This is a genomic window from Pedobacter lusitanus (assembly GCF_040026395.1).
GTDB classification, from domain to species: domain Bacteria; phylum Bacteroidota; class Bacteroidia; order Sphingobacteriales; family Sphingobacteriaceae; genus Pedobacter; species Pedobacter lusitanus.
Window position 1 is genome coordinate 5,502,877 of record NZ_CP157278.1, and the last position, 24,569, is coordinate 5,527,445.

General features: G+C 38.0%; 19 protein-coding genes. 12 read left to right on the forward strand and 7 right to left on the reverse strand.

Annotated features, from left to right (window positions below; all coding sequences use genetic code 11):
* Positions 1-130 precede the first annotated feature (130 nt).
* Positions 131-1,180 carry a tRNA preQ1(34) S-adenosylmethionine ribosyltransferase-isomerase QueA gene (gene queA / locus PL_RS23680; protein WP_041885669.1) on the reverse strand — a complete coding sequence of 350 codons (1,050 nt, stop codon included), beginning with the start codon at positions 1,178-1,180 and terminating at the stop codon, positions 131-133.
* A 250-nt stretch (positions 1,181-1,430) separates the two neighbouring features.
* Here queA and PL_RS23685 point away from each other — a divergent pair, with 250 nt between their 5' ends.
* Both PL_RS23685 and PL_RS23690 read left to right on the forward strand, forming a co-directional pair.
* Positions 1,431-2,675, forward strand: a complete 1,245-nt coding sequence (locus PL_RS23685; protein ID WP_082036030.1) for an ABC transporter permease — start codon at positions 1,431-1,433, stop codon at positions 2,673-2,675.
* Between the two features lie 133 nt (positions 2,676-2,808).
* On the forward strand, positions 2,809-4,176 hold the full coding sequence (locus PL_RS23690) for a hypothetical protein (RefSeq protein WP_052496544.1): 1,368 nt from the start codon (positions 2,809-2,811) through the stop codon (positions 4,174-4,176).
* 60 nt (positions 4,177-4,236) lie between these two features.
* On the opposite strand, the gene PL_RS23695 is transcribed toward PL_RS23690, so the two are convergent.
* A complete protein-coding gene (locus PL_RS23695; protein ID WP_082036031.1) occupies positions 4,237-5,424 on the reverse strand; it encodes an MFS transporter in 1,188 nt (395 codons plus the stop codon).
* Between the two features lie 439 nt (positions 5,425-5,863).
* Here PL_RS23695 and PL_RS23700 point away from each other — a divergent pair, with 439 nt between their 5' ends.
* The 8 genes from PL_RS23700 to PL_RS23735 all read left to right on the forward strand — a co-directional run bounded on the left by PL_RS23700 (position 5,864) and on the right by PL_RS23735 (position 15,826).
* On the forward strand, positions 5,864-9,325 hold the full coding sequence (locus PL_RS23700) for a DUF6443 domain-containing protein (RefSeq protein ID WP_348620528.1): 3,462 nt from the start codon (positions 5,864-5,866) through the stop codon (positions 9,323-9,325).
* 810 nt (positions 9,326-10,135) lie between these two features.
* Positions 10,136-10,267, forward strand: coding sequence for a hypothetical protein (locus PL_RS23705; protein ID WP_262497002.1), 132 nt, complete (start codon positions 10,136-10,138; stop codon positions 10,265-10,267).
* A gap of 149 nt (positions 10,268-10,416) precedes the next feature.
* Entirely contained in the window at positions 10,417-11,022 is a 606-nt protein-coding gene (locus tag PL_RS23710) for a hypothetical protein (RefSeq protein ID WP_235324746.1), read from the forward strand.
* Between the two features lie 130 nt (positions 11,023-11,152).
* On the forward strand, positions 11,153-11,626 hold the full coding sequence (locus PL_RS23715; protein ID WP_041887233.1) for a hypothetical protein: 474 nt from the start codon (positions 11,153-11,155) through the stop codon (positions 11,624-11,626).
* 1,011 nt (positions 11,627-12,637) lie between these two features.
* Positions 12,638-12,952: a hypothetical protein gene (locus PL_RS23720; protein WP_041887231.1), complete on the forward strand. Its 315-nt coding sequence runs from the start codon at positions 12,638-12,640 to the stop codon at positions 12,950-12,952.
* A gap of 9 nt (positions 12,953-12,961) precedes the next feature.
* Complete coding sequence (locus tag PL_RS23725; RefSeq protein ID WP_152620408.1) at positions 12,962-13,402, forward strand: hypothetical protein; 441 nt, start codon at positions 12,962-12,964, stop codon at positions 13,400-13,402.
* Between the two features lie 103 nt (positions 13,403-13,505).
* The gene (locus PL_RS23730) at positions 13,506-14,111 is read left to right on the forward strand and encodes a hypothetical protein (protein WP_348620531.1); all 606 of its coding nucleotides are present in this window, start codon (positions 13,506-13,508) and stop codon (positions 14,109-14,111) included.
* A gap of 749 nt (positions 14,112-14,860) precedes the next feature.
* Complete coding sequence (locus PL_RS23735; protein ID WP_041877182.1) at positions 14,861-15,826, forward strand: TolB family protein; 966 nt, start codon at positions 14,861-14,863, stop codon at positions 15,824-15,826.
* Between the two features lie 65 nt (positions 15,827-15,891).
* Here PL_RS23735 and PL_RS23740 read toward each other — a convergent pair whose 3' ends face one another.
* The gene (locus tag PL_RS23740) at positions 15,892-17,085 is read right to left on the reverse strand and encodes a pyridoxal phosphate-dependent aminotransferase (RefSeq protein ID WP_200890668.1); all 1,194 of its coding nucleotides are present in this window, start codon (positions 17,083-17,085) and stop codon (positions 15,892-15,894) included.
* A 180-nt stretch (positions 17,086-17,265) separates the two neighbouring features.
* Here PL_RS23740 and PL_RS23745 point away from each other — a divergent pair, with 180 nt between their 5' ends.
* Entirely contained in the window at positions 17,266-18,243 is a 978-nt protein-coding gene (locus tag PL_RS23745; RefSeq protein WP_041877235.1) for a cation diffusion facilitator family transporter, read from the forward strand.
* Positions 18,244-18,365: 122 nt separating this feature from the next.
* Entirely contained in the window at positions 18,366-18,815 is a 450-nt protein-coding gene (locus PL_RS23750; RefSeq protein WP_041877184.1) for an NUDIX domain-containing protein, read from the forward strand.
* Here PL_RS23750 and pdeM read toward each other — a convergent pair.
* Genes pdeM through PL_RS23770 form a run of 4 tightly spaced genes read right to left on the reverse strand, consistent with a single transcriptional unit; the run spans position 18,812 to position 24,545 of the window.
* Positions 18,812-19,447, reverse strand: a complete 636-nt coding sequence (pdeM, locus tag PL_RS23755; protein ID WP_041877186.1) for a ligase-associated DNA damage response endonuclease PdeM — start codon at positions 19,445-19,447, stop codon at positions 18,812-18,814. The two genes, PL_RS23750 and pdeM, sit on opposite strands and share 4 nt — an antisense overlap.
* Positions 19,431-21,947: a ligase-associated DNA damage response DEXH box helicase gene (locus PL_RS23760; RefSeq protein WP_041877189.1), complete on the reverse strand. Its 2,517-nt coding sequence runs from the start codon at positions 21,945-21,947 to the stop codon at positions 19,431-19,433. Before PL_RS23760 ends, pdeM begins: the two co-directional genes overlap by 17 nt.
* Positions 21,944-23,536 (reverse strand): ATP-dependent DNA ligase, encoded by a 1,593-nt coding sequence (locus PL_RS23765; RefSeq protein ID WP_041877191.1) that lies wholly within the window; start codon positions 23,534-23,536, stop codon positions 21,944-21,946. The genes PL_RS23760 and PL_RS23765 overlap by 4 nt, the downstream gene beginning before the upstream one ends.
* A gap of 1 nt (position 23,537) precedes the next feature.
* Positions 23,538-24,545 carry a ligase-associated DNA damage response exonuclease gene (locus PL_RS23770; RefSeq protein WP_041877194.1) on the reverse strand — a complete coding sequence of 336 codons (1,008 nt, stop codon included), beginning with the start codon at positions 24,543-24,545 and terminating at the stop codon, positions 23,538-23,540.
* Positions 24,546-24,569: the final 24 nt, after the last annotated feature.

Here is a 24,569-nt window from a genome sequence, read left to right on the forward strand (position 1 = left end):
AAAATTAAGAGCTGCTTAAAATTATAAATTTAAAACAGGTTTTAAGAATTAAATGTAGTATTGAGTTTTTTAGGCAAAAAAAATAGGAGAATCAAAAGATCCTCCTATTTATCAGCTTTGTTTTAAACAATTAGATGATCAGCATAGCGTCACCGTAACTGTAGAAACGATATTTTTCTTTTAATGCAACGTCATAAGCATGTCTTACGTAGTCATAACCACCGAATGCACTGATCATCATCAATAAAGTTGATTCAGGAGTGTGGAAGTTGGTGATCATAGAGTTTGCAATGCTGAAGTCATATGGAGGGAAGATAAACTTACTTGTCCAGTCATTGGCTGGTTTAAGTGTTCTTCCTGAAGAAACAGCAGATTCAATAGCACGCATAGAAGTAGTACCAACAGCACAGATACGTCTTTTTTCGGCCAGTGCCTTGTTAACGATATTTGCCTGTGATTCTTCAATAATGAATTGCTCAGAATCCATTTTGTGTTTAGTTAAATCTTCTACCTCAACAGATCTGAAAGTACCTAAACCTACGTGAAGGGTTACTTCTGCAAAGTTGATTCCTTTCAGTTCAAGACGTTTCATTAACTCACGGCTAAAGTGCATACCTGCAGTTGGAGCGGCAACAGCACCTTCATGTTTAGCGAAGATAGTCTGGTAACGTTCTTTATCCTGTGCAGTAGCTTTACGTTTGATATATTTTGGAAGTGGAGTTTCTCCAAGGATCTCAATATTCTTTCTGAATTCTTCGTCAGTACCGTCAAAAAGGAAACGGATAGTACGTCCGCGGGAAGTCGTGTTGTCAACAACTTCTGCTACCAGCAAATCATCATCACCAAAATAAAGTTTGTTTCCTACACGGATTTTACGTGCCGGGTCTACTAAAACATCCCATAAACGTAGTTCTTTATTTAGCTCACGTAGTAAAAACACTTCAATTGTAGCACCGGTTTTCTCTTTATTACCGTATAAACGCGCAGGAAAAACCTTCGTGTTATTCAATATCATTACATCCTGATCATCAAAATATTCCAAAATATCTTTAAAGATTTTATGTTCAATTTTGCCTGAGTCTCTATGCAAAACCATCAAACGGGCTTCGTCCCTGTGTTCTGAAGGATTATTGGCAATTAATGATTCAGGTAGATTAAACTTAAATTGAGATAACTTCATGTTTTTATAAAATAATTAAGGCCGCAAATTTACGAAAATTAATGCTTACTAGTATATAAATATTTATTCTGATAAATTTATGCTATTTTTCATTTGGATAGGGTTGTTTTTTTTTGTGGTATTCAGGCTTTTGATCGTACTGAGGAATAAACGCGGATTAGTGACAATGATTATCCCGGTTAAATAAATTTTAATAATAAACTGACTTTTACTGTAACCTTTTCACCCTTTTTTAATCTAAAGTGTAATTATGATGATATTCAGACTTATAGGTGAAAGTTTCAGGTTTGCTGCCGATGCACTCCGTCAGAATAAACTGAGAACTATGCTCTCCTTATTGGGGATTACGATCGGTATATTCACGATTATTGCTGTTTTCTCTGGTGTGGACACGCTGAGAAATAAATTACAGGAAAGTGTCGATAAATTAGGTTCCAACACGCTTTTTGTGCAGAAATGGCCATGGGGTTTTGGTGGAGATTATCCCTGGTGGAAATATATTAACAGACCTGATCCGAGTCTGAGAGATTATACGGCTTTAAAAGAGCGTATGGAAAATGTTGATGGAATTTCTTTTGAAGCTTCGGCTGGTAACAGAACCATCAAGTACAGAAGCAGTTCTGTAAGTGGAGTAACTTTAAATGCGGGAACGCAGGATTATGATAAGACCTGGACGCTGGATTTCCAGGAAGGCAGATATTTTACAGAAAGCGAAGGTAAATCAGGTGCTCCGGTTACCATTATCGGTGCGCTGGTGGCAGAGGGCCTGTTTAATGGGGAACCGGCTGTAGGTAAGCAGATTAAAGTGATGGGGCGCAGAGTGACTGTAGTTGGAGTATTCAAGAAAGAGGGTGAAGACATGATCGGGATGTCTCAGGATAAAAACGTGCTGATCCCTTTAAATCTGGCAAAAGGATTATTTGATGTTCAGAATGGTAATTACGGGCCTCAGATTACGGTAAGAGGGAAAGAAGGAGTTCGATTGGAAGAAGTGGAAAGTGAGCTTGAAGGAGCTATGCGTGCTATACACCGGACCAAACCCGGATCTGAAGAGGATTTCGCACTGAACAAAACAACAATGATTTCTAATCAGCTGGATATGATGTTTAAGATGGTCAGAATAGCTGGTTGGGTAATTGGAGGTTTTTCTATTTTGGTGGGAGGATTTGGTATCGCAAACATTATGTTCGTTTCTGTGAAGGAAAGAACCAATATTATAGGTATACAAAAATCGCTCGGCGCAAAGAATTATTTTATTTTACTGCAGTTCATGTTTGAAGCTATTGCACTTTGTGTACTGGGAGGGTTACTGGGGCTGTTACTGGTGTATAGTTTAACGCTGGTGTTTACTTATGGGTTTAAAGTCGAGGTCGTTCTTTATCTGAAAAATATCATTATGGGAATCAGTATATCGGTAATTATCGGAATGATATCTGGTTTCTGGCCGGCTTATTCAGCTTCAAGACTGGATCCGGTAGAGGCGATAAGGTCTTAAACAGGAAGAAGAATTTTTTAAAAACGCTATATAATAATATGGCGTTTTTTTATACAATACACATTGTTGCATGTTTATATAATTAATATATTTGAATGATTACCTATCATTATTCATCTATTAATTAATTATTATGAAAAACAAAGCACTATTGTTGATCCCTTTTATTGCAGTCACTGCATGCAGTAAAGTTGGAGCGCTCAAAGAAGGTGGTGGAGCTCCGTCGGCGTCAGTCAGTTCTACAGCCAGGTTATTTACCGGAACCGGTAAGGATACCAAAGATTATGTCACCAAATATTTTGGCAGCAATATTGAAGTGAGTAATCTAGCAAACCCGGCTACAAATTACTATGATTCGCTGGTAAACAGCAACAACTTCTCTTCGGCAAAGACATTGTTATGGGATAGTTGGAAAGCTGCTAATTCCAGCAGACTCAGTACTTTTAGCGGACCTGCTGAGAATAGTACTGCTGACTTTGTATGGGATATCCCATCTGGTGAACGTATGCCTGTTCAGCTAAGGAAGAAAGGTTCTAAACCGGTAACTGGTTATCCTTTTTTAATTAATCTGCATGGCGGCGGATCTTATCCGGGTACAACCACACCATGGGGTGCATCCGGGAATACTTCGGAATGGAATGCTGCAAAAAGTTTAGGACTGGCATATGCTGATGCACCCAGTTATTATTTTATTCCCCGCATGGCTGATGACAGAAAAGGCCGCTGGTATTATAAGCCACAACAGACAGCATGGTTAAGAGCATGGCAGTTAGCGGTTCTGGCTGGAGATGTTAATCCTGATAAAACCTATATACTGGGAATTTCGGAAGGCGGATATGGCAGTTTCAGAATGGGGGCATTTTTTGCTGATTATTTTGCCGGATTAGGACCAATGGCCGGGCCGGAAACTCCTGAAGGGGCAGCTATAGAAAATCTGAGAAATACTGCTACCAGAGTAGAGGTAGGAGAGTTTGATACTGGTTTTGGCAGAAATGCAATGGGAGCGGACTGGAAAAAAAGATTAGATAGTGCTACTGCTGCAAACCCGGGGCAATTTAATCATGTTGTGGTTATTCAGCCTGGAAAAGGGCATGGAATTAATTATTATGATGTATCGCCATGGCTGGTCAAACAAACCAGAAAGAATTATCCGGATACTTTATCTTTTCTTTATTATGATACTGACGGGGCATACAGAACAGGTTTTGGTCATGTCAGACTTGATGGCTTAAGTAAAGCAGGGAAAAAAGAGTTTAAAGTCATTAAGACTGGAAATACATTTGCTATTACAACAGGCAACAGGTCAGGTAGTGTAACGGGTAATATTACACTATATATTGATAAAGTTGATTTTACTAAGCCTGTAGTGATTACCTTAAATGGTACTGAAAAATATAATGGTGTGGTTCAGCAAAACTTAGGCACTATGATTGAAAGTATTGCACTGTTTGGAGATCCTAAAAGGATATTCACTGCCAGGGCGGATATTGCAATTAACTAAATATAAAGGCTGGCTATTGCAACATTCTTAAATTGTAATAGCCGGCCTTTTTATCTTGAATTATCCCCGTTTGTACTGGATCAGTACAGCGAGAATAAAACCTGTAAATACAACGGCCATACTGAAAGGGAAAATGTACAGCATTCCAAAATGACTGGCAACACCGCCTACCAGTGGACCGGTAAGTCCGAGTGATAAGTCTATGAATAATCCATAACCTCCCAATGCAGCTCCCTGGTTGGAAGCTGGTACTCTTTTAACGGCTTCTACACCAAGTGCCGGGAAGATCAGTGAAAAACCAAGTCCGGCTATACCTGCGCCTATAAGTGCAACATGAGGATTAGTAGCTAAAGATAGGATGAGCAAGCCTGTGGATTCCATGGCAAGACAGGCTATAGCTGTTTTCATCCCGCCATAGGTTTCTATAGAACGTCCGAATATCAGACGGCCAACTATAAAAAGGACACTAAAAACAGATAAGCATAAAACAGCGCCAGTCCAGTTTAAGGAAGAATAGTACAGGGTGATAAAGGTAGAAATTGTTCCAAATCCCAGACCACCAAGGGCAAGACAGATTCCGTAGGGAGATACTGTTTTAAGTACTTGCAGGAAGGGTTTTCTTGGTTCTTTATTATTTCCTTTTAAGGCTTTCTGACTTCTGGCATAGAAAAATCCGGTTACTCCGACTACGATTATCAGCAGACCAATACTGCCTATTCCGTAAGCATTATGAAGGATAACGCCCAGCGGAGCTCCAACAGCTAATGCACCGTAACTGGCAATACCGTTAAAAGAAATCGCTTTGCCGGTATGCTGGTCTCCAACAGCAATGATTGCCCAGTTAACGGGACTGGCACCAATCAGACCTTCGCCAAAACCGGTCATAAATCTGGTCAGTACAAGAACACCGAGACTCAGTGCAGGGATGTTTTGCAGATGATAAGCTACAAATAGTAGGATCCCACTTAAAGCAAATCCGCCCATGCCTATTAAGACTGCTGGTTTTGGTCCTTTTTTATCAACAATATTTCCGGCATATCCGCGGAATAAAAATGTAGTAACATATTGCAGACTGATCACTATACCTGCAATCATTGGGCTATAGCCAAGTTGATGATGAATAAAGACTGGTAATACGGCCAGTGACAATCCGATAGTGAAATATCCGAGAAAAGTAAATGCGACGAATTTAGTAATTGTAAGGCGGATGTTTGATGATGAAATCTCCGCAATTGTATATGCTTGCATAACGTTTATGTATCCTCAGGATAATTTGAGGTGATCCTGAGATGAAGGTGCAAAGTTAAAGAGATTTCAGAGTGAGTTGGTATTTGTAAAGTCATGAATGTGGATGATTACTTTGAGATGAAATTTAGGAGGAGGTTTGGTGAGATTTTTTTGTCTGGTAGATATAGGTTTGATTTTTAAGAAGTTAATAATAATTCAAAGTTTTTTTTGATTATCATTAATTAGGAAGACGGGTAGAGGAGAAATAATTTATATATTTATTGATTATATGATATGCTCTTTTTGTGAATAAATTATCGCAATTTATATTAGTTGCTTCTTTTATGCCCAGACTGACCGATATGAGGTAAAATATAGAGTAGGGGTAATACAACAGCTTACATTTTTATTGGACGGATTATCGGAAGCATTATATATATGTTATAAGAATTAACGTCTCATGAAATTAAGATATTCTGGTTTACTTTTTTCTTCCTTGTTGATGGTGACAGGTGGTGTGTTGGCACAGGTTCCTCAGGATACGGTGTTGAATGCATATACCGGCCAAACTGAGATTACCGCTAAACGGCGGATTACACTTAAGTCTGGATTTCGTATTCCTGCGGGAAAAAAAGTAAGGATTTATACTGGTGCAAGTTTTGGGAAATGGGTTACTATTTCGAGTAAGCCAAGTACTGATCAGAATTATATACTGACCAGGATATTTAAAAAGCCTGGTATAAAAGATGATGCTGCTGCGAGCTCGAATGCTTATAATACGGGTGAAGTTAACCAGAGTATACAATACTTTGATGGCTTGGGCCGTCCGCTACAAACGGTAACGGTACAGGGTAGTCCCAGTTTTGCTGATGTAGTGCAGCCTGTTGTTTATGATGCTTTTGGACGTGAGGCGGTAAAGTATCAGCCTTATGCTATTGGGAGCAACGGGGGTGGGTATCGAGGTAGCGGGGTAACTGAACAAGGGGCTTTCTATACAACGCCTCCGGCGGGTATCGCAGCAACAGCTAATGCTTATGGGGTAACTGTTTTTGAGTCTTCACCCTTGAACCGTGTTTTAGAACAGGGTGCACCTGGTGTTGCATGGCAACCAGTTGCTGGTAATACTACCGGGCATACTCAGAAGATTGAGTATGGAACTAATGCTGCTGAGGTAAAACTTTGGGTGGTGAATACAACTGGTGCCTCGGCTAGCTCTAATTATGCTGCAGGGACATTATATAAAACGACGACAAAAGATGAGAACTGGGTTGCTGCGGATTTAAAAGCAGGGACAGTAGATGAGTATAAAGATTTTGAAGGCAGAGTGGTTTTAAAACGTGTGTGGGAAAGTGACGCGCAAGGTCTTTCTACATATTATGTGTATGATGATCTGGGCAATTTGCGCTATGTATTGCCTCCGGGAGTTGGAAGTATCAGCACTTTTTCTGAGAGTGATGATGTCTATAAGCAGTTTATTTACGGGTATCATTATGATGGCAGGAAGAGACTGGTAGAAAAGAAAATTCCGGGCAAAGGTCAGGAATCTATGGTGTATAATACATTGGATCAGGTGATTTTGACCCGGGATGCGAATCAGGGAGCAGGTCAGTGGTTGTTTACCAAATATGATGCTTTTGGGCGGGTAGTGAGTTCGGGTATATATAGCGGAGAGAATGATAGAACTACTTTACAAGGAGTTGTCAATGCACAGACTGTACTTTGGGAGAAAAGAGTTGCTGGTGGTATAGGTTATGATAATCTTTCTTTTCCAGAGGTTTCTTCGATAAGTTCTTATCATGTGATCAATTATTATGATGATTATAGTTTTCCGGAGAATACTTTTGGTGAGCCATCAGGAAGCCAGATGAAGGGTGACCGGGTTAAATCGTTATTAACCGGGACTAAAGTGACTACTTTGGGGACGACAAATTCATTGCTTTCAGTTCATTATTATGATGATGAAGGTCGGGTGATTCAGAGCAAAAGTGAGAACCATCTGGGTGGAAAGGATATTATAGATAATACCTACAATTTTGCGGGTGAGCTGACAGCGAGTACACGTAGTCATACCACTGGTAGTACGACCACAGAGATTGCCAATCGTTATTTCTATGACCATATGGGGCGTAAGATTGCGACACTGGAAAAGATTAACAAGGATGCCGAAGTGGTGTTGAGTCAGCTGGATTATACTGAAACCGGACAGCTGCTGAAGAAACAGTTACATAGTACGGATAACGGATCGAACTATCTACAACATACAGATTATGCCTATAATGAAAGAGGCTGGTTGAACAAGGCTACAGGCAAAGAGTTCAATCTGCAGCTGAAATATACTGAGGGTGATGTGCCTCAATGGAATGGTAATATTTCTGGTCAGGTTTGGGGTAGAGGAGAAGGTAAATTTGATAATACGTTCAAATACAGTTATGATAAACTAAACAGGTTGACTTCAGCGGTATCACCAGGTTTGGGAGAGAACATCATTTATGATGTGATGGGAAATATCAAGATGCTGAACCGGGAAGGTCAAGTGATCAATAACTATAGTGGATATACCGGGAATCAGCTGACTAAAATAGAGGGGGCTACCAATAGCACTTATAGTTACGATAGCAATGGAAACTTAATCACGGATAGCGGGAAGGGGATAACGCTGACTTATAATTACCTGAATTTGCCGGAGAAAGTTACGGGTAATAAGACTTTGAGTTATACTTATGATGCGACTGGGAACAAACTGAGAAAAACAAGTGGATCGGAGGTTACGGATTATATCGGCGGCATTCAGCACAAGACTGATGGAAGTATTGATTTCATTGCTACTGAGGAAGGATTAGCCAGGAATAACGGCGGAACTTACAGTTATGAATATAACCTGAGTGATCATTTGGGCAATGTGCGTTATAGTTTTAACAAGCATCCGGTGACGGGTCTGTTACAACCAATACAGAGTGATGATTATTATGCGTTTGGACTAAGGAAAGTTGTAAGCGCGGGAACTAATAAATATCTTTATAATAAGAAAGAGTTACAGGAGGAGTTGGAGGAGTACGATTACGGGGCAAGGTTCTATGATCCGGTGATAGGAAGGTGGAGTGTAATAGATCCTAAAGCACAACTTCTTGAAATGGCTTCACCTTATGTATATGCATTGAACAGTCCTTCTTCCTTTATTGATAAAGATGGTGAACTTCCAATTTATATTGGAGGAAATACAAGTAATGATAGTGAACGCAATAGTAAAACATATTGGGATAGTCAATTATTGGCAACGATAGCTGGTTCTGGGATTCCTAACCCTGGCCATACCGCCATGTTCGTTGATGGCAATAGATATTTATATAGATTTGCTAGCAAAAAGGAGGTTAGGTACTCTGGATTAATCGAAGGACAGACTGCTGAAGGTCGAAGAGAAGCCGGCTATGAGGTGGGAAAGGGTGATTTTAAGAGAATTCTTTCTCAACTTGAAAGAGATCCTAAAACAGGGAAGATTGTTGAAAAAATACAAATATATACTCACAGTAGGGGAGCTGCATTTGGTGCAGGATATACGGAAGCTTTATTGGAAATGATTAAACAAAATGCATCAGAATTTGCAGATGCAGTACATGAAATTGATTATGTCTTAAATATGGCACCTCATCAGTCTGATGCAATAGATGCCCCGGCAGATGTCAAATCATATTCTATTGATCATGATTGGGATATGTTATCGGGCGATGACATGGGTAATAATATTGGCTTTAAGACAAATACAAAATCAGGTAGCGCAGGTTTGTCACATAAAAATATGACTTTTGTAAATGAAGTAAGAGCTTTTATCAGCTCCTTTCAGGGAAGTAATGGGGATAATAGTAAGTTAATAAGTAACTTTATTAAGCAAATGAGTGCATATGGTATTAATGTAACTGTAAATTAATTATGAAAAAAATATTTACATATATCTTGGTTTTAGTGTTAAATATTGGGTTGTATTTTTGCCTACAAATTATAGCATCATTTGTCGAATTTGGTTTATTTGGTAGTGGAAAAAGTAGCGATAATGCAACAATTTTGGTTTCACTTTTTTTTGCACTATTACAGATATTGTTACTCTTGTTTTTATACAAAAAGAAGATCTTTTTAAAAGATAAGCCAATATTAATTTTGAATATATTATTTATAATTTGTCTATTCCTATATTTTGTAGTTTATCTGTTTATAACTTGTTGCTAATTATCGATAAGAAAAACTATTAGTTTGATCGTTTAGGTAAATATCTAGCTCAGTGAAATAATATGATGTATTTGATGGAAGTTCTTGTTATGATAAAATATTATTCACGAATAATATTACAGTAGTTTTTTTTATCGTTAATTACGATTCTCTTTTTTAATTGTTGTCTACGTGGAGATAGTAAAATTGATTGTCACTCAGCTAATTTGGATAGTATTGTTCAAACGAAAGAGTATAAATTGATTATGCGTTCTGCATTAAATGATTTAAAAAATCTAGGAGATGTAAATCAAAGAAATCCTATTATGGATAGTTCTTTTATTACTTCAAGTAAACTTGATATTTTAATAATGACAAGACCAAATGTCTTCTGTAAATTCTGGAGAAAACCGTTAAGGAATTAAATTTGGATCAGGTCCAGATTATTCAGGGAACATTAAAAAATAAAACGTGGTATTTTTCATAGAATAGATTACCTGATATTCCAGAGGCTATTATCACTGTAACTAAGAAGATGGAGAGTGGGAAAATAGTTAACAATTCCTTTGAAGTATTGTCCAAAGAAGGAAGAGATTTTGTATTGAATGGAAGAATGGTTGATAAAAAGAGATGTGATATTGATATGAAATACTGGTTTGGAAATTAGACTGCAGAATGAGTTTCTTGGGTTTGGTAATAAGAAGATATAATATGCGACACTGACTAAAGAAAAGTTATAGAGTCGTAACTCAGAATGACAACCTGTTAAAAAGCGAACAAAATAAAAAAAGTGCTGTTCCAGAGATGCTAATTAATATGAGATATTTTATTTTATTCCTCTCTGTAGTCATGCTAGGTTCATGCTCAAATAGAGAGAGGTGTACATTAAACTTTAATCAATATTCGAACGATGATTTTTTGAGATTGTGGAATGATGAAACCAACAGGGCTTTGCTTCAAAAAGGCGATGAGAAATCTATTCGTCTTCTTGATTTTGAAAAGAAAAATAATGCGTCTGTTTTCAGTAGAAAGAGTTTTTTTGAAATCTTCAAAGAGAAGGAAGACAACAATAACATTCAGTTCAGTGAACTTTCGATATTCGAGATTTTATATACGGGCGAAAAAAATCAAAGTATCAAGTATTTAATAAATTCTTGTGGCGAAGAGTCTATCATTGTGAAATATAGCCTGGGAATAAATGGTTGGATTGTTTCAGATAAATATAAAATTAATATTGAAAAGGTCGAACACCTCTATAAAGTTCTAAAGGAAAAAGATAAAGAAGTATACTGGGGAGGTAATATTACTGAAGTTGCTTGTCTAACCAGAATTAAAGGATCTAATCAGGTGAATGTTCAAGTAATTGAATCATTGAATAGATTGCAATTTGATGCTGTACTTGGATTGCGGGCAAAAGATTAAAATAAGTTTTTAGGATCGGGTTGTATATACAGATTATAAAAATGAACCAGAAATGATACTGACAACACGTTGATGAGACTATAAGAGCTGAATGTGTATTCAAAGCTATAATCCCACAAGTAAATTTGATATGAATATCGTAAAAAAAATAGGTTTCGGATTGCTGCTCTTACTAGTCGGATTCGGCTTTTATAAACTAGCTAAACTTTATTCACCAGGAAGTTATCCTAATGCTGAAATATATGGTATTAGAGCAAGTGAAGGGAAAATAATTAATTCGATTAACAAATTTAAAGATGAAAATCCAAAGTTTGTACCCCCAATTTCTTTTAATTTACAAGATGGTCGATTTAATGCTAACGATCATTGGTATGATGTCTATTTTTATTATCCGGAAAGTAAGGAAATTGTTCATGTTTGGACAAGACCAGATGGTTCGGGATCAACTACTATAGGTTTTGTAGGTGTTAATCAAGGTGATCGTTTGGGGAATTGGAAAGATATTAACAGAGATTTTAGCTCATCAGAAAATTCTATACAAAAAGACAGGTTTGAAAATTTAATTCTTAGTCCCATAAGGTACATTGTGGAAGCTAAACAATAATTGTATGAAAAAAAACTCCGATTTATCTTCTGGTATTTGTTTCAAACTCCGCAAGACAAATCTTTTTTAACACTAATGCCTAATGTAAGATTTGATCGCATTGTTAAAAATAATCCAGGCGGTACATTATTTATCTTGCCGCAACCAAAACAGCAAAGAACAGGAACAGTCACTATATGGCCTTTATCACCTCCCGCCGTCTTACCTGGTAAAACCCCAAATCCATAAGCAATATGAAACTGCAAAAGATATCTATTATAGGCTTATTAACGCTTGTGTTGTTATTAAATATTATCATTGGCCATATTTTACCACCAACGGGAATTTTGATCACTCCTCTTATAATATCAGTAATGATTGGACTAATCGTATTTACCGATAATGGTTTAAATGTTATTGAAAAATCAGTTCTTTCTTATTTGTATATAGGCTTATTTGTATATAGGACTAAATGATATTGGTATTAAACTTTTCTCGGGTGGCAGGCACGATATGGAAGGGGTTGGTTGGATACATACGATGCTTTTTATTGGATTAGTCCCTTGTTTTATTATGTTACTTATAGGTGTTTTTAGGGATAAGGATTCTTCTATTTGGCTTAAAGTTCTTAGCGTAATAATATTTGTATTATTGATTTATGCGCATCTTGAAATATTTGAAACGTTGGGTGTCGATGTAAGCTAGTGTCTCCTATTGTAAGTATTCATTGTACCACGTAGAACAAAACTAAAGCTTGATAATTAAGTGGTAGCATTCATCACACTGTCTCTAACTTATGTCGGGCTTTGTGTCGTTAATGTAATAGGCTGCATATGTGTTCATGCAGCCTATTATTGTTTTTATACCTTCAAGTTGTATTTTTGTGTACCTAAAAACCTGCCTGCCTTCGCTTGGGCGAAGGAGAAATGAAACCTTCGCAACTTAGTTTCTGCTGTGGGGATACTTGTTTGCTTTATGAAGTTCGTTTTTTTCCGTTCAGCTTGAAAGAGGCGTTCATAAATTTCCATTACCTTGTCCAGCAGGTTATATGGATCTGCAAGTATATTTGCCGATATTAAAGTTGTTGCAGGCGGTGGAGTAAATATTAGCAAATTTACAGGGGCAGGAAAAGATCCAGGTTGGAAGGGTGTGTCATTAGGAGTTAGTGTTGGAGTCGGAGCAGGTGGTAATTTGGGGGCGGTAAGCGCTACGTTATCCCGGACATGGCTATTAAATGATGTGAAGCCCACCACTCAAAGAAGTGTTCTTGATAAGGTATTTAACGCGCTAAATCCTGTGGATTCTGCTATAGCAACAGGAGCAACTGATAAAATAAAAAGGCTTTAAATGAATATAATGAGGTATTTACTGTATATTGTTTTGTTGATAGTTTTTTTTTACTCGATTTTTTATTATAATCAAAAGTCAGGTAAAGAGACAGTAAAATTAAATGATTCTTTGAATAATAATGTATTATTTGAGGGAGTAGTCGTGAGAATAGAAAAATCAACTAACCATGCATTCGGTATAATTATGCTAAAGCATGTGAGATCTAGCGTTAATGAATTTAACAAACAGATTAAAGGAGGTATCTATCCTTATAGGATTACTGGGGATACTGCAGAATTATATTGCACAGTTTCGGTTGATAGAAGATTAGGAGATTCAGTGAAAGTGGTTTCTAAAGATCTCACAATATACTATAATCCCCAAAAAAGCAAGGAAGAAGGTAGTCTTTATGTTATATCAGATCCGTATAATATAGATTATGTAAAAGAAAATACAGTGTTTAAGTAAGGTTACCTGTAGATCACAAAACAACAACAGGCTGCATATCTGATTATGCAGCCTGTTGTTGTTTTGTGATCTACAAGTTGTCTCTTTGTACTTACAGTCCACCATGTTCGTTGATGGCAATAGATATTTATATAGATTTGCTAGCAAAAAGGAGGTTAGGTACTCTGGATTAATCGAAGGACAGACTGCTGAAGGTCGAAGAGAAGCCGGCTATGAGGTGGGAAAGGGTGATTTTAAGAGAATTCTTTCTCAACTTGAAAGAGATCCTAAAACAGGGAAGATTGTTGAAAAAATACAAATATATACTCACAGTAGGGGAGCTGCATTTGGTGCAGGATATACGGAAGCTTTATTGGAAATGATTAAACAAAATGCATCAGAATTTGCAGATGCAGTACATGAAATTGATTATGTCTTAAATATGGCGCCTCATCAGTCTGATGCAATAGATGCCACGGCAGGTGTCAAATCATATTCTATTGATCATGATTGGGATATGTTATCGGGCGATGACATGGGTAATAATATTGGCTTTAAGACAAATACTAAATCGGGTAAGGTAGGTGAGTCTCATAAAAATCAGACATTTGTTAATGAAGTTGGGGCTTTTATTAAATCCTTTCAGGAAAGTAATGGCGAAAATAGTAAGTTAATAGATGATTTCGCTAAACTAATGAGGTCATATGGTATTAATGTAACAGTAAATTAATTATGAAAAAAATAATACTATATATTTTGACTTTCATGCTGAATGTGGCATTGTACTTTTTCCTGCAAATTATAGCATCATTCGTGCAATTTGGTCTACTTGGTAGTGGAGTGAGTAGTAATAATAAAACAATTTGGGTGTCACTTTCTTTTGCATTATTACAGATATCGCTATTATTTCTTTTGTATAAAAAGAAGATTCTTTTAAAAGATGGGGTAATATTGATCCTGAATGTATTGTGTGTAGTCTGTTTATCTTTATATTTCATAGTGGGTCTGTTCGGAACCTGATCTTACGCTCATTTTTGCTTATAGTAATAGTATAAGTGAAGGAATCATTTTTCGCTATGATAGTGTACACAAATCCTACGTCACACCATACCAAAATAAAAAAAAGTACACTATGAAAAATAGTAGATTTGGCGCTATAATTTTGTACTTATTATGGATAGGCTTGTGCTTAATTTTTAGTTTATATATTCCTGCCTTCAGTGCTGGCTCTGATTCAAGTGATCCAGCTTCATTCGGATTACGGATTTATGCTATTATTGGTTTAGTTTGTGGTACATTTCTAATAAGTTTATCTAACATGTATTTCTTTAGGGAATGGGTCAAGAGATTTTGGTATATAAATGGTTCTATAACTCTAATCACAGGAGGGATAATTGTTTATTATATTGTGAAAATGAATAATCTGTAATCCTAAGGTTATTATTCTAAAATTGTTGATACAAACGAATTAGTAGTTATATGACTATAAAAAGGTTAATTAGTAGCCCGGGGAAAATTTATCTTTTATCAATTGCAATTATTACTGTAACCTGTTCTAATCCCGAAATCAGTAAAATGAAGGATGGGCTGGAAAGTTTTGATGTATCCCCAGATGGGAAATCTTTAATTTTCACCTGGAATATTGGAGGTAAATCCTGTCTGTTTCATTCAGATATAGACGGTAAGAATCCAAAATTACTTATTAACTCTGATAAGCATATATCTGTTTACAGGCCCAGGTTTTCTCCAGATGGAAGAAAAATAGTCTTTGTTGGCGGAATACCTGATACTTTTAACGGAGCAATATGGATTGCAAACATAAGTGGAGATAGTTTAAAACAAATCACGGATACGAGCGGGATAAAAACTGAGGCAGTCTTTTCAAATAATGGGGAAAGTATATATTTTGCTCAGGCTAATGAATATGCATCTTACTCACCTTTAGCGAATAGAGCTGCCCATGATTTTGATATTTATTCAGTTGCATTGAATGGGGGGGAGGTGTCAAAAATATCGGATCTAAAGGCTTATTCATTAGCTAATATCTCAGATGTTGATAGTAATCGATTAATTCTTGATATGAAAGGAACAGAAAGCGGTGTTTTCTTTTATGAAAAGGGGAAGTCAGTATTGAATAAAGTGTCTTTTAAGAATGATAGTCTTTCTTATTCTAAAGGGTATTCAAATCCTATTTTAATAAATAAAGACAATATAATTTGTGCTTCTTATTATGTGCTAGTAGACATTGATATGAAAATTCAGCAGGAAAAAGTGATTTTGCCATCTGACAACTCCTCTATTAGAGTGATTCGTTATAATAAAGGATTAGGTAGACTTTTCATTCAAAAGGGAGACAAGTTGAATTATATTCATTCTATGAATCTGGATGGATCGGATTTAAAAAACATTCCGATATTCATCAATAGTAAAACAACCAAAAATTAAAGATCTAAAAAAACTCCGCCAAGAAAACCATCTTAGCAGAGCTTTTTTATTATTCTAATAAAACTCTAGCTCAATTTAGCCAGTGCTTCTTTAATTCTTGAAACAGCCTTAACCAACTGCTCTTCTGCAGCTGCGTAAGAAATACGGATACAGTTCTCATTACCGAAAGCCTCACCAGTAACTGTTGAAACATGTGCCTCATTCAACAAATACAAACATAATTCTTCAGCATTATTGATCACCTGACCATTTACGCTTTTTCCAAAGTACTCTTTAACTTCCGGGAAGAAATAGAAAGCACCATCAGGAAGGTTTACCTTAATACCAGGAACCTCTTTAAGCAGGCCGTAAACTAAATCTCTACGTTTTCTGAACTCATTTTTCATTGCAATTACACTGTCCAGGCTGCTTTGGTAAGCACCTAATGCTGCGCGTTGTGAGATAGAAGAAGTTCCTGAAGTGATCTGTCCCTGCAGTTTATCACAAGCTGCTGCAATTTCACTGTTAGAAGCCATATAGCCGACTCTCCAGCCTGTCATTGCATAAGCTTTTGAGAAACCATTGATAATGATTACACGGTCTTTAATCGCATCAAAAGCAGCGATTGAAGCATGTTTGTCTACAAAGTTGATATGTTCGTAAATTTCATCAGAGATGATGTAAATATTCGGGTGTTTTTCAAAAACTGCAGCAAGACTTGCCAGTTCTTCATGGCTGTAAACCGATCCTGTTGGGTTACAAGGCGAAGAGAACATAAAAAGCTTAGTTTTTGGAGTAATGGCAGCTTCCAGCTGATCAGCCGTGATTTTGAAATCATTTTCTACTGTTGCGTTGATGAACACAGTTTCACCTTCCGCCAGTTTAATCATTTCTGAGTAAGAAACCCAGTATGGAGTAGGTACGATAACTTCTTCTCCCGGATTAACCAGACACATTACCGCATTAGCCAATGATTGTTTAGCACCGGTTGATACTACGATCTGATCAAAAGTATAAGTTAATCCATTTTCATTCTTCAGCTTTTCAACTATCGCCTTTCGCAGTTCAGGGTAACCGGATACAGGAGTATAATAAGAATAGTTCTCATCTATAGCCTTCTTTGCGGCCTCCTTAACATGTTCTGGTGTAAAAAAGTCCGGCTCTCCGAAGCTCAGATTAATTACATCAATTCCTTTCGCGGTGAGTTCTCTCCCCAGCTTTGCCATTTTAATGGTCTGTGATTCTGATAGATTGTTGATTCTGTTCGATAAAAATGTCATGATTCGCTTATAAGATAGCAAATATAAAAACCTGAGTCAATTTGCTGCTATAAAATTGAAATTTTAAGCACTAAAACCTTAAGAATTACGAATATTGTAATTATCGGGTCATTCTATAAAATAGAAACAACTTTATAATATGGTCTGGAAACTGTATTTTTGAGAGCTAAATCATTTCCTTTGCAACCCAAAAAGAAAGCAATACTCGTTTCCCTTTGCATTAGTGTTATCTTGATGCTAGCCAAATTTGGTGCGTATTTTATCACTCATTCCAACGCAATTTTAACTGATGCAGCTGAAAGTATTGTCAATGTACTGGCCACCAGTTTTGCTTTTTACAGTATCTACCTGGCTACTTTGCCCAAAGATGAGAATCATCCCTACGGCCATGGTAAGGTAGAATTCTTCTCTGCGTTTGTCGAAGGTGTACTCATCGCAATTGCCGGATTAATTATCATTTTCAAATCAGGATATGATCTTGTTGTTCCCAGAGAAATTCATCAGCTGGTTGACGGTGCTATCATTATCGGAATTACCGGACTGATCAATATGCTGGTTGGTTATTATCTGATCAATACCGGGAAAAAACATCATTCACTCACTTTAGAAGCAGACGGTAAACATCTTTTAACAGACGCAGTTACCAGTGCAGGACTGGTTGTAGGTATCATGTTAATTCAGCTGACCAGGATTTACTGGCTGGACAGCGTAATTTCTATTCTGCTCGGATTCTATATTGTATACAGCGGATATAAACTGACCAGAAAATCAGTAGGGGGATTGATGGATGAAAGTAATGTGGAGCTGGTTAAAACGATCGTAGACATCCTTCAGCAAAACAGACACGAATCCTGGATTGATGTACATAACCTGAGAGCACAGCAATATGGCTCAGATCTTCATATTGATTGTCATCTTACCCTTCCTTATTATTATGATCTGAATAAGGTGCATACTGAAATTTCATCAATTGATCATTTAATCAATGGTAACGGGGAAAGAAATACAGAGTTATTTATCCATGCAGACCCTTGTTTACCTGAATGCTGCAATTATTGCAAAGTCAAAGATTGTCCGGTAAGACAAGAAGCATTTGCAGGAGAAATTGGCTGGAATATAGAAAATGCCACTAAAAATAAAAAGCATTTTAGCCGGTAACATAAAAATGCTTTTATCATAGCAAGGGTAATATGTTTGTTTATATTTGTGCCCTTATTGTGCCGATCCGGATTATCAGATAAGCAAACAATAATTTAGCAGCATACAAAACATTTCATTCCATGAGTTATTTCAATGTAAGAGTTTACGGTCTATTAATCAATGCAGATAATCAGATATTGGTTAGTGACGAACAATCCGGAGGCAGAAGCTTCAGCAAGTTTCCGGGCGGTGGATTAGAATATGGTGAAGGCCTTATCGATGCACTTAAACGTGAATTTATGGAAGAGTGTAATGCTGAAATTGAAGTGCTAAGTCATTTTTATACAACAGATTTCTACGAAAAATCTTCTTTTAATGATAGCCAGATTATAAGTATTTACTATCTGGTAAGAGAAGTTGATACGCTGAAACTGAACTTTAAAACTGAAGTATTCGATTTTGATCCTGAAACTTTACAGGCATTCCGCTGGATTCATCTTCATGACCTGTCTGAAAGCGATATGACTTTTAAAACTGATCAGACTGTTGTCAATATGTTACTCTCACTAATCGCTCAGTCTGCAGATTAAACCAGGATTACTTTTTCAGGTGTAATGGCATAAAACTGATCTCCTTCTTTCGCATTGATTTTACTTAATCCGGTAAAGACACTAAAAGCAGGAAGAATGGCACAGGTTTTTCCGAAATAAAAACAAGGTAACCGGATCAGCTGGCGTGCTTTTCCGTATATAGTTACCCCAGGGTGTATATGTCCGGTAATATTATAGTACTCATCAGTAAGTTCCGGCTGGTCGTGTATAAACCGGAATGGTTTACATAAAAGCTCCTTGTCATAGGTTTCGATTGCTAAAGTAGTATAATCTTTATCTTTCAGCGTATCATGGTTCCCTTTGATCAGGATGATTCTCAGCTCTGGATACTGAGCCCTCCACCGAAGAAAAGTTTCCGTTTCGCTATTAAGCTGATGATGAAACATATCACCGGTAATCAACAGGCTGTCGGGAGTAAATTCATCAATCAGAGAAGTTAGTTTATTCAGATCTGCAGTATTGATATTTACAGGAATCTGAATGCCTGCTTTCCGGAAATGTGCTCCTTTACCCAAATGAAGATCACTGATGATCAGCATCTTTTTTGCTCCCCAGTAAATCGCCCTCTGCGGACTTAATATCAGATCTTCTCCTTTACAATTGATGGTCATTCTTTTTTCTGCGTTGTGTCTGCTTTTTATCTGCTTCAGCTGTCATTTTAGCTATTCTTTCTCCCAGCTCTTCTGTACTCATATTTTCTCTTAAACTATCAACCTTAATAGGGAAACATAGTGGAGTATAACTCTCTGCTTTGACAATAATTACTTTTCCGGCTTGTATTCTATGCAAAGCAGCTGCCAGCCTGGGTTCTTCTATCTGCTGGTAAAAAGCCTCTTCATAGGCCTGCCGCAATAATAGGTTATGTTTATCATAATCACTAAACACGTTGAAAAATAAGGATGAGGAAGACTGAAGATGTTTATTAGCTACATATTTGCCCGGATAGCCCTGAAAAACAAGGCCCGAAATACAGGCGATATCCCTGAATTTACGTCTCGCCATTTCTGTCGCATTAATACTGGCTACAATATCTTCTCCCAGATTTACAGGACTGAACAGCAGTTTTATATTTTCTTCATCCAGTGGAATGGGCTGTTCACTGAGCAGCTCAAAACCATAATCGTTCATAGCGATAGAAAAACTTATCGGTTTAGTCCTGCTCAAACGATAGGCAATCAGGGCAGCCATAATCTCATGCACCTGCCTGCCTTCAAAAGGGTAAGCAAAAAAATGATAACCATCTCTGGTTTTAATCAGTTCTATCAGAAATTCATCGTCTTTGGGAACATGAGATACGCTGGCCTGCCGTTCAAACAGAGGCAGTATAATATCCAGCTCTTCATCTTCATGAGTTTTATCCAGTGTCTGGTTGTATTTTTTTCTTAAAATTGCACCAAGGTTAGCTGTTAATGATATTCTTCCACCCAACCAGCTTGGTGTAATTGCACTTTTGAGTTTACTTTTCCTCACCAGCACGGTCATTTCTTTAACCATGATAAATTCAAGTACCCTGCCAGCTAAAGTAAAACTGTTGCCGGGTTTCATTTTGGAAATGAATGATTCTTCGACCATTCCCACATATCCGCCTGTCAGATATTTAACCTTTAGCATGGCATCGCTCACTATCGTCCCTATATGTAAACGATGTCTCATGGCCACCTGACGGTTTTTAACTTTCCACAGGCCATCTTCATTTTCCACTTTGCTGAATTCTGTATAGGCCGTTAAACTGTCACCACCGGTAGTAATAAAAGCCATCATCCAGTTCCATTCTGACTGTTCCAGTTCTCTGAAGGCAAAAGTGCTTTTAATCTCATTATATAATTGCTTTTCGTCAAACCCGTCCCCAACAGCAAGGGTAACCATAAACTGAATCAGCGTATCAAAAGCCATAATCACCGGTTCACGGCTTTCAATATTCTGAGTTTTTGCGGCCTCTTTAATGGCTGCAGCTTCTACGAGCTCAAGCGCATGGGTAGGTAAAAAGAAGATCTTTGAAGTTTCGTAAGGGGAGTGACCACTACGACCTGCACGTTGTAAAAAACGGGCAACGCCCTTGGGCGATCCAATCTGGACAACTGTATCTACAGGTTTAAAGTCCACGCCCAGATCAAGTGAAGAAGTACTGATCACTGCTTTTAATATGCCGGTATGAATTGCGTCTTCAATCCAGTTTCGCAATTCATAATCTATTGATCCATGATGAATAGCTATTTGTCCGGCCAGGTTTTCATCCAGTTTCAGCAGATTCTGATACCAGAGCTCTGCCTGACCCCGTGTATTACAGAAGATCAGCGTAGTTTTGCTTTTCTCAATAATGGGCAGCAGTTTATGAGCAAGTTTATGTCCGAGGTGTCCGGCCCATGGCAGCATATCTATATGATCAGGCAGGATAGACTTGATTTCTATCTTTTTCTCTACATCGGCCACAACAGTGGTTTTTAATATATCCTGATAAGGAACCAGAACATCCAGGGCTTCGTCCATATTACCTATGGTTGCAGATATGCCCCATATTCTTAAAAGTCTTTCCGGATGTTTTTCTTTCACCAATCCTCTGATCCTGGAAATAGCCAGTTCTGTCATCACGCCCCGTTTACTGCCTAGTAGTTCATGCCATTCGTCAGCGACGATACAATGCAACTGATCAAAATAGGAAGAGCCGTTTTTCTGAGCCAGAAAAAGGTGCATGCTTTCAGGAGTGATAATCAGGACCTCAGGCATTTGTTTTTTCTGCTTCAGTTTCTCGTTTTGGGGGGTATCGCCATTGCGGACACCAATCTGCCAGTCAATTTCCAGTTCTGTACAAACTTCACGCATCGCTCTTGCCAGATCTTTGGCTAAAGAACGTAAAGGCGTAATCCATATCAGTTTTAGTCCTGAACTTTTGGTTTTCTTCGTTTTAGGGGACTGCTGATTATTCAGTTCATCGATTATTACAGCCAGAAAAAGTGAAAATGTCTTGCCGAAACCGGTAGGTGCATTTACCAGGCCACTGTAACCCTCAGCGTAGTATTGCCAGGCATCAGTCTGGAATTTAAACGGCTTTTTCTTTTTACTTTTCAGCCATTTGATCACGTGTCTGTAACCTTTACTTTTCTCGAGTATCATAAGGTAGAAGCTAAAAGTTGTCTCAAATCATCCAGTGTATTGATTTCTGCAGCTATTTTGTCTTTTCGCCAGCGGGCAATACGGGGAAAGCGTAAAGCCAGACCAGCTTTATGTCTCTTGCTTTCAGCGATTCCTTCAAATGCAATTTCAAATACCAGTTCAGGTTTTACCGTCCTGACCGGGCCGAACTTCTCTATTGCATTCTTTTTAACGAATGTATCAACTTCTTTTATTTCTTTATCTGTTAAACCTGAATAAGCCTTAGCAATAGTAATTAATTGTTCACCATCTCTGACAGCAAAAGTGTAATCTGTAAAATGATTAGCTCTGCGACCACTTCCTTTCTGCGCATAAATCATTACCGTATCGACTGTATAAGGATTGATTTTCCATTTCCACCAGTCACCGCGTTTGCGGCCGCTATGGTAAAGAGAGTCCCGTTTTTTCAGCATAAGGCCTTCACTGTTGTTTTCTCTTGAACCTTTTCTGATTTCAGCCAGTTCTGCCCAGGTATCAAAACTGACAACAGGCGAAAGAATAACAATATTCCTGGTTATTAATGCAGACAGCATATTAACCAGTATTTCTCTACGCTGTGACAGCGGCTCTGTTCTGATATCTTCCCCCTGAAATTCGAGTATGTCGTAACAGAAAAAACCTACCGGGGCATCCTTTAGCTGTGATTTATGGATGACTTTTCTGTTTAACCGCTGCTGAAGAATACTGAAGGACTGAACATTTCCATCTTTTACAGAGAGGATTTCTCCATCCAGTACTGTTCCATCAGGCAATTCATCTTTAAGAAAATGTAATTCAGGAAACTGATCTGTAACGAGTTCTTCACCTCTTGACCAGATAAACAATTCCCCGTTCCTTTTGACTACCTGTCCGCGGATACCGTCCCATTTCCATTCGGCCTGCCATGCTGTGGTTTCTCCAAGCATTTCTGGTTCAGTATCCAGTGCATGGGCAAGACAAAAAGGGTAGGGCCACGAATTATCTGTATTTACATGTACGCCTTCAACCAGCTCTTTATAGGTAATCTCACCAGGAGCCCATTTCCCCATAATACTGTGCATGATTTTATTGCTGTCTGTATCACTTTGTTTAGCGATCGCATTGACCAGCATTTTGTTGGATACGCCAATCCTGAAATTCCCGGAGATCAGTTTGTTGAAAATGAAACGTTCCTGTGTGTCCAGACTGTCCCAGGCGTGAAGGATAAATTCTTTTTTTACTGCATCTTCCTGTCCGTTCAATAAAGCCAGGTCTGTAATCCATTCATGTAACTTACGGTCTCTGGTCTGTTTAGCCGGAGGAAGTACGAGTGCAATTGTTTCACTTAAATCACCAACGCTATGATAGGACTCTGCAAATAACCAGGCCGGAATACCACTTAATTCTATAGCCCATTCTTTAATCAGGGCGGTGGTAACTGGTCTGCGAGGTCTTTTACCTGTGAACATAGCTATGACATAGGGTTTATCCTTTTCATCGGCCATGCTGAAATAACTGACCAGGGCCGCGATCTTATCGTTGGTCTTATTGCTCGTTTCCAGCTGCTGTATTAGTTCAGTAAACCTTTTCAAATTAAGCTTCTTTTAAAATTTCTTCTTCCTCATCTTCACCATAACGGGTACTGACTTCTTCGGCATTGAGCCCTGTTTCATTGAGATATCTCGTGAAGGTGGAAACGAATCCGTGTGTAACAAATACTTTTTCTGCTGTAGTTGCTTTAATGGCAGATAACAGACCCGGCCAGTCTGCATGGTCGCTTAATGCAAATCCGGCATCGGCCGATTTCCATCTCCGGCCCGCTCTGACCTGCATCCACCCAGAACAGATACCTGTTGAAGCACTCATCAGGCTTTTCATCCATTTTCCATCTGCCAGTGCCGGAGGGACGATGACTATACCTTTTTGTAAATCTTCCTTTCTGATGTCCGGCGTAATCCGGATGGTTTGAGGTAAATCAACTCCAGCGCTGATAAAACCATCATTTAAATTGGCAATAGACTGATGTACATAGATATTGGTGTCACCGGCAAGGTTTTTAATTAACCTTTGTGCCTTGCCCAGGCTATAAGCTATTAATACACTTGTTTTTAACTGATCATGATTGTCAGCAATCCAGTTTCTGATTTTACCAAATACTTCCTGCTGTGGCAGCCATTTATAAATAGGAAGTCCAAAAGTACTTTCAGAAACAAAAGTGTGGCATTTTACAGGTTCAAAAGCAGTGCTGATACCATCGTACTCCACTTTATAGTCTCCTGAAATTACACATATTTCACCTTTATATTCCAGTCTGATCTGTGCAGAACCGATTACGTGTCCGGCAGGAAAAAGGCTCAGTTTAACTCCATTAATAGTGATTTCCTTGTTGTAGGGCAGGGTTTGGACGGGTAAATCAGCACCCAGTCTTTGCAGTAAAACAGGTTTGGTCAGCTCATGACATAAATAAGCTTTATTGCCTGATTTTACATGATCCGCATGTCCATGTGTGGTTACAGCCAGATCAACCGGATGCCAGGGGTCGATGTAAAAACCTCCCTGTTTACAATATATACCTTTATTCGTAAATGAGATCAGTGCCATTGGACTTTACAACAAACGGCTGTC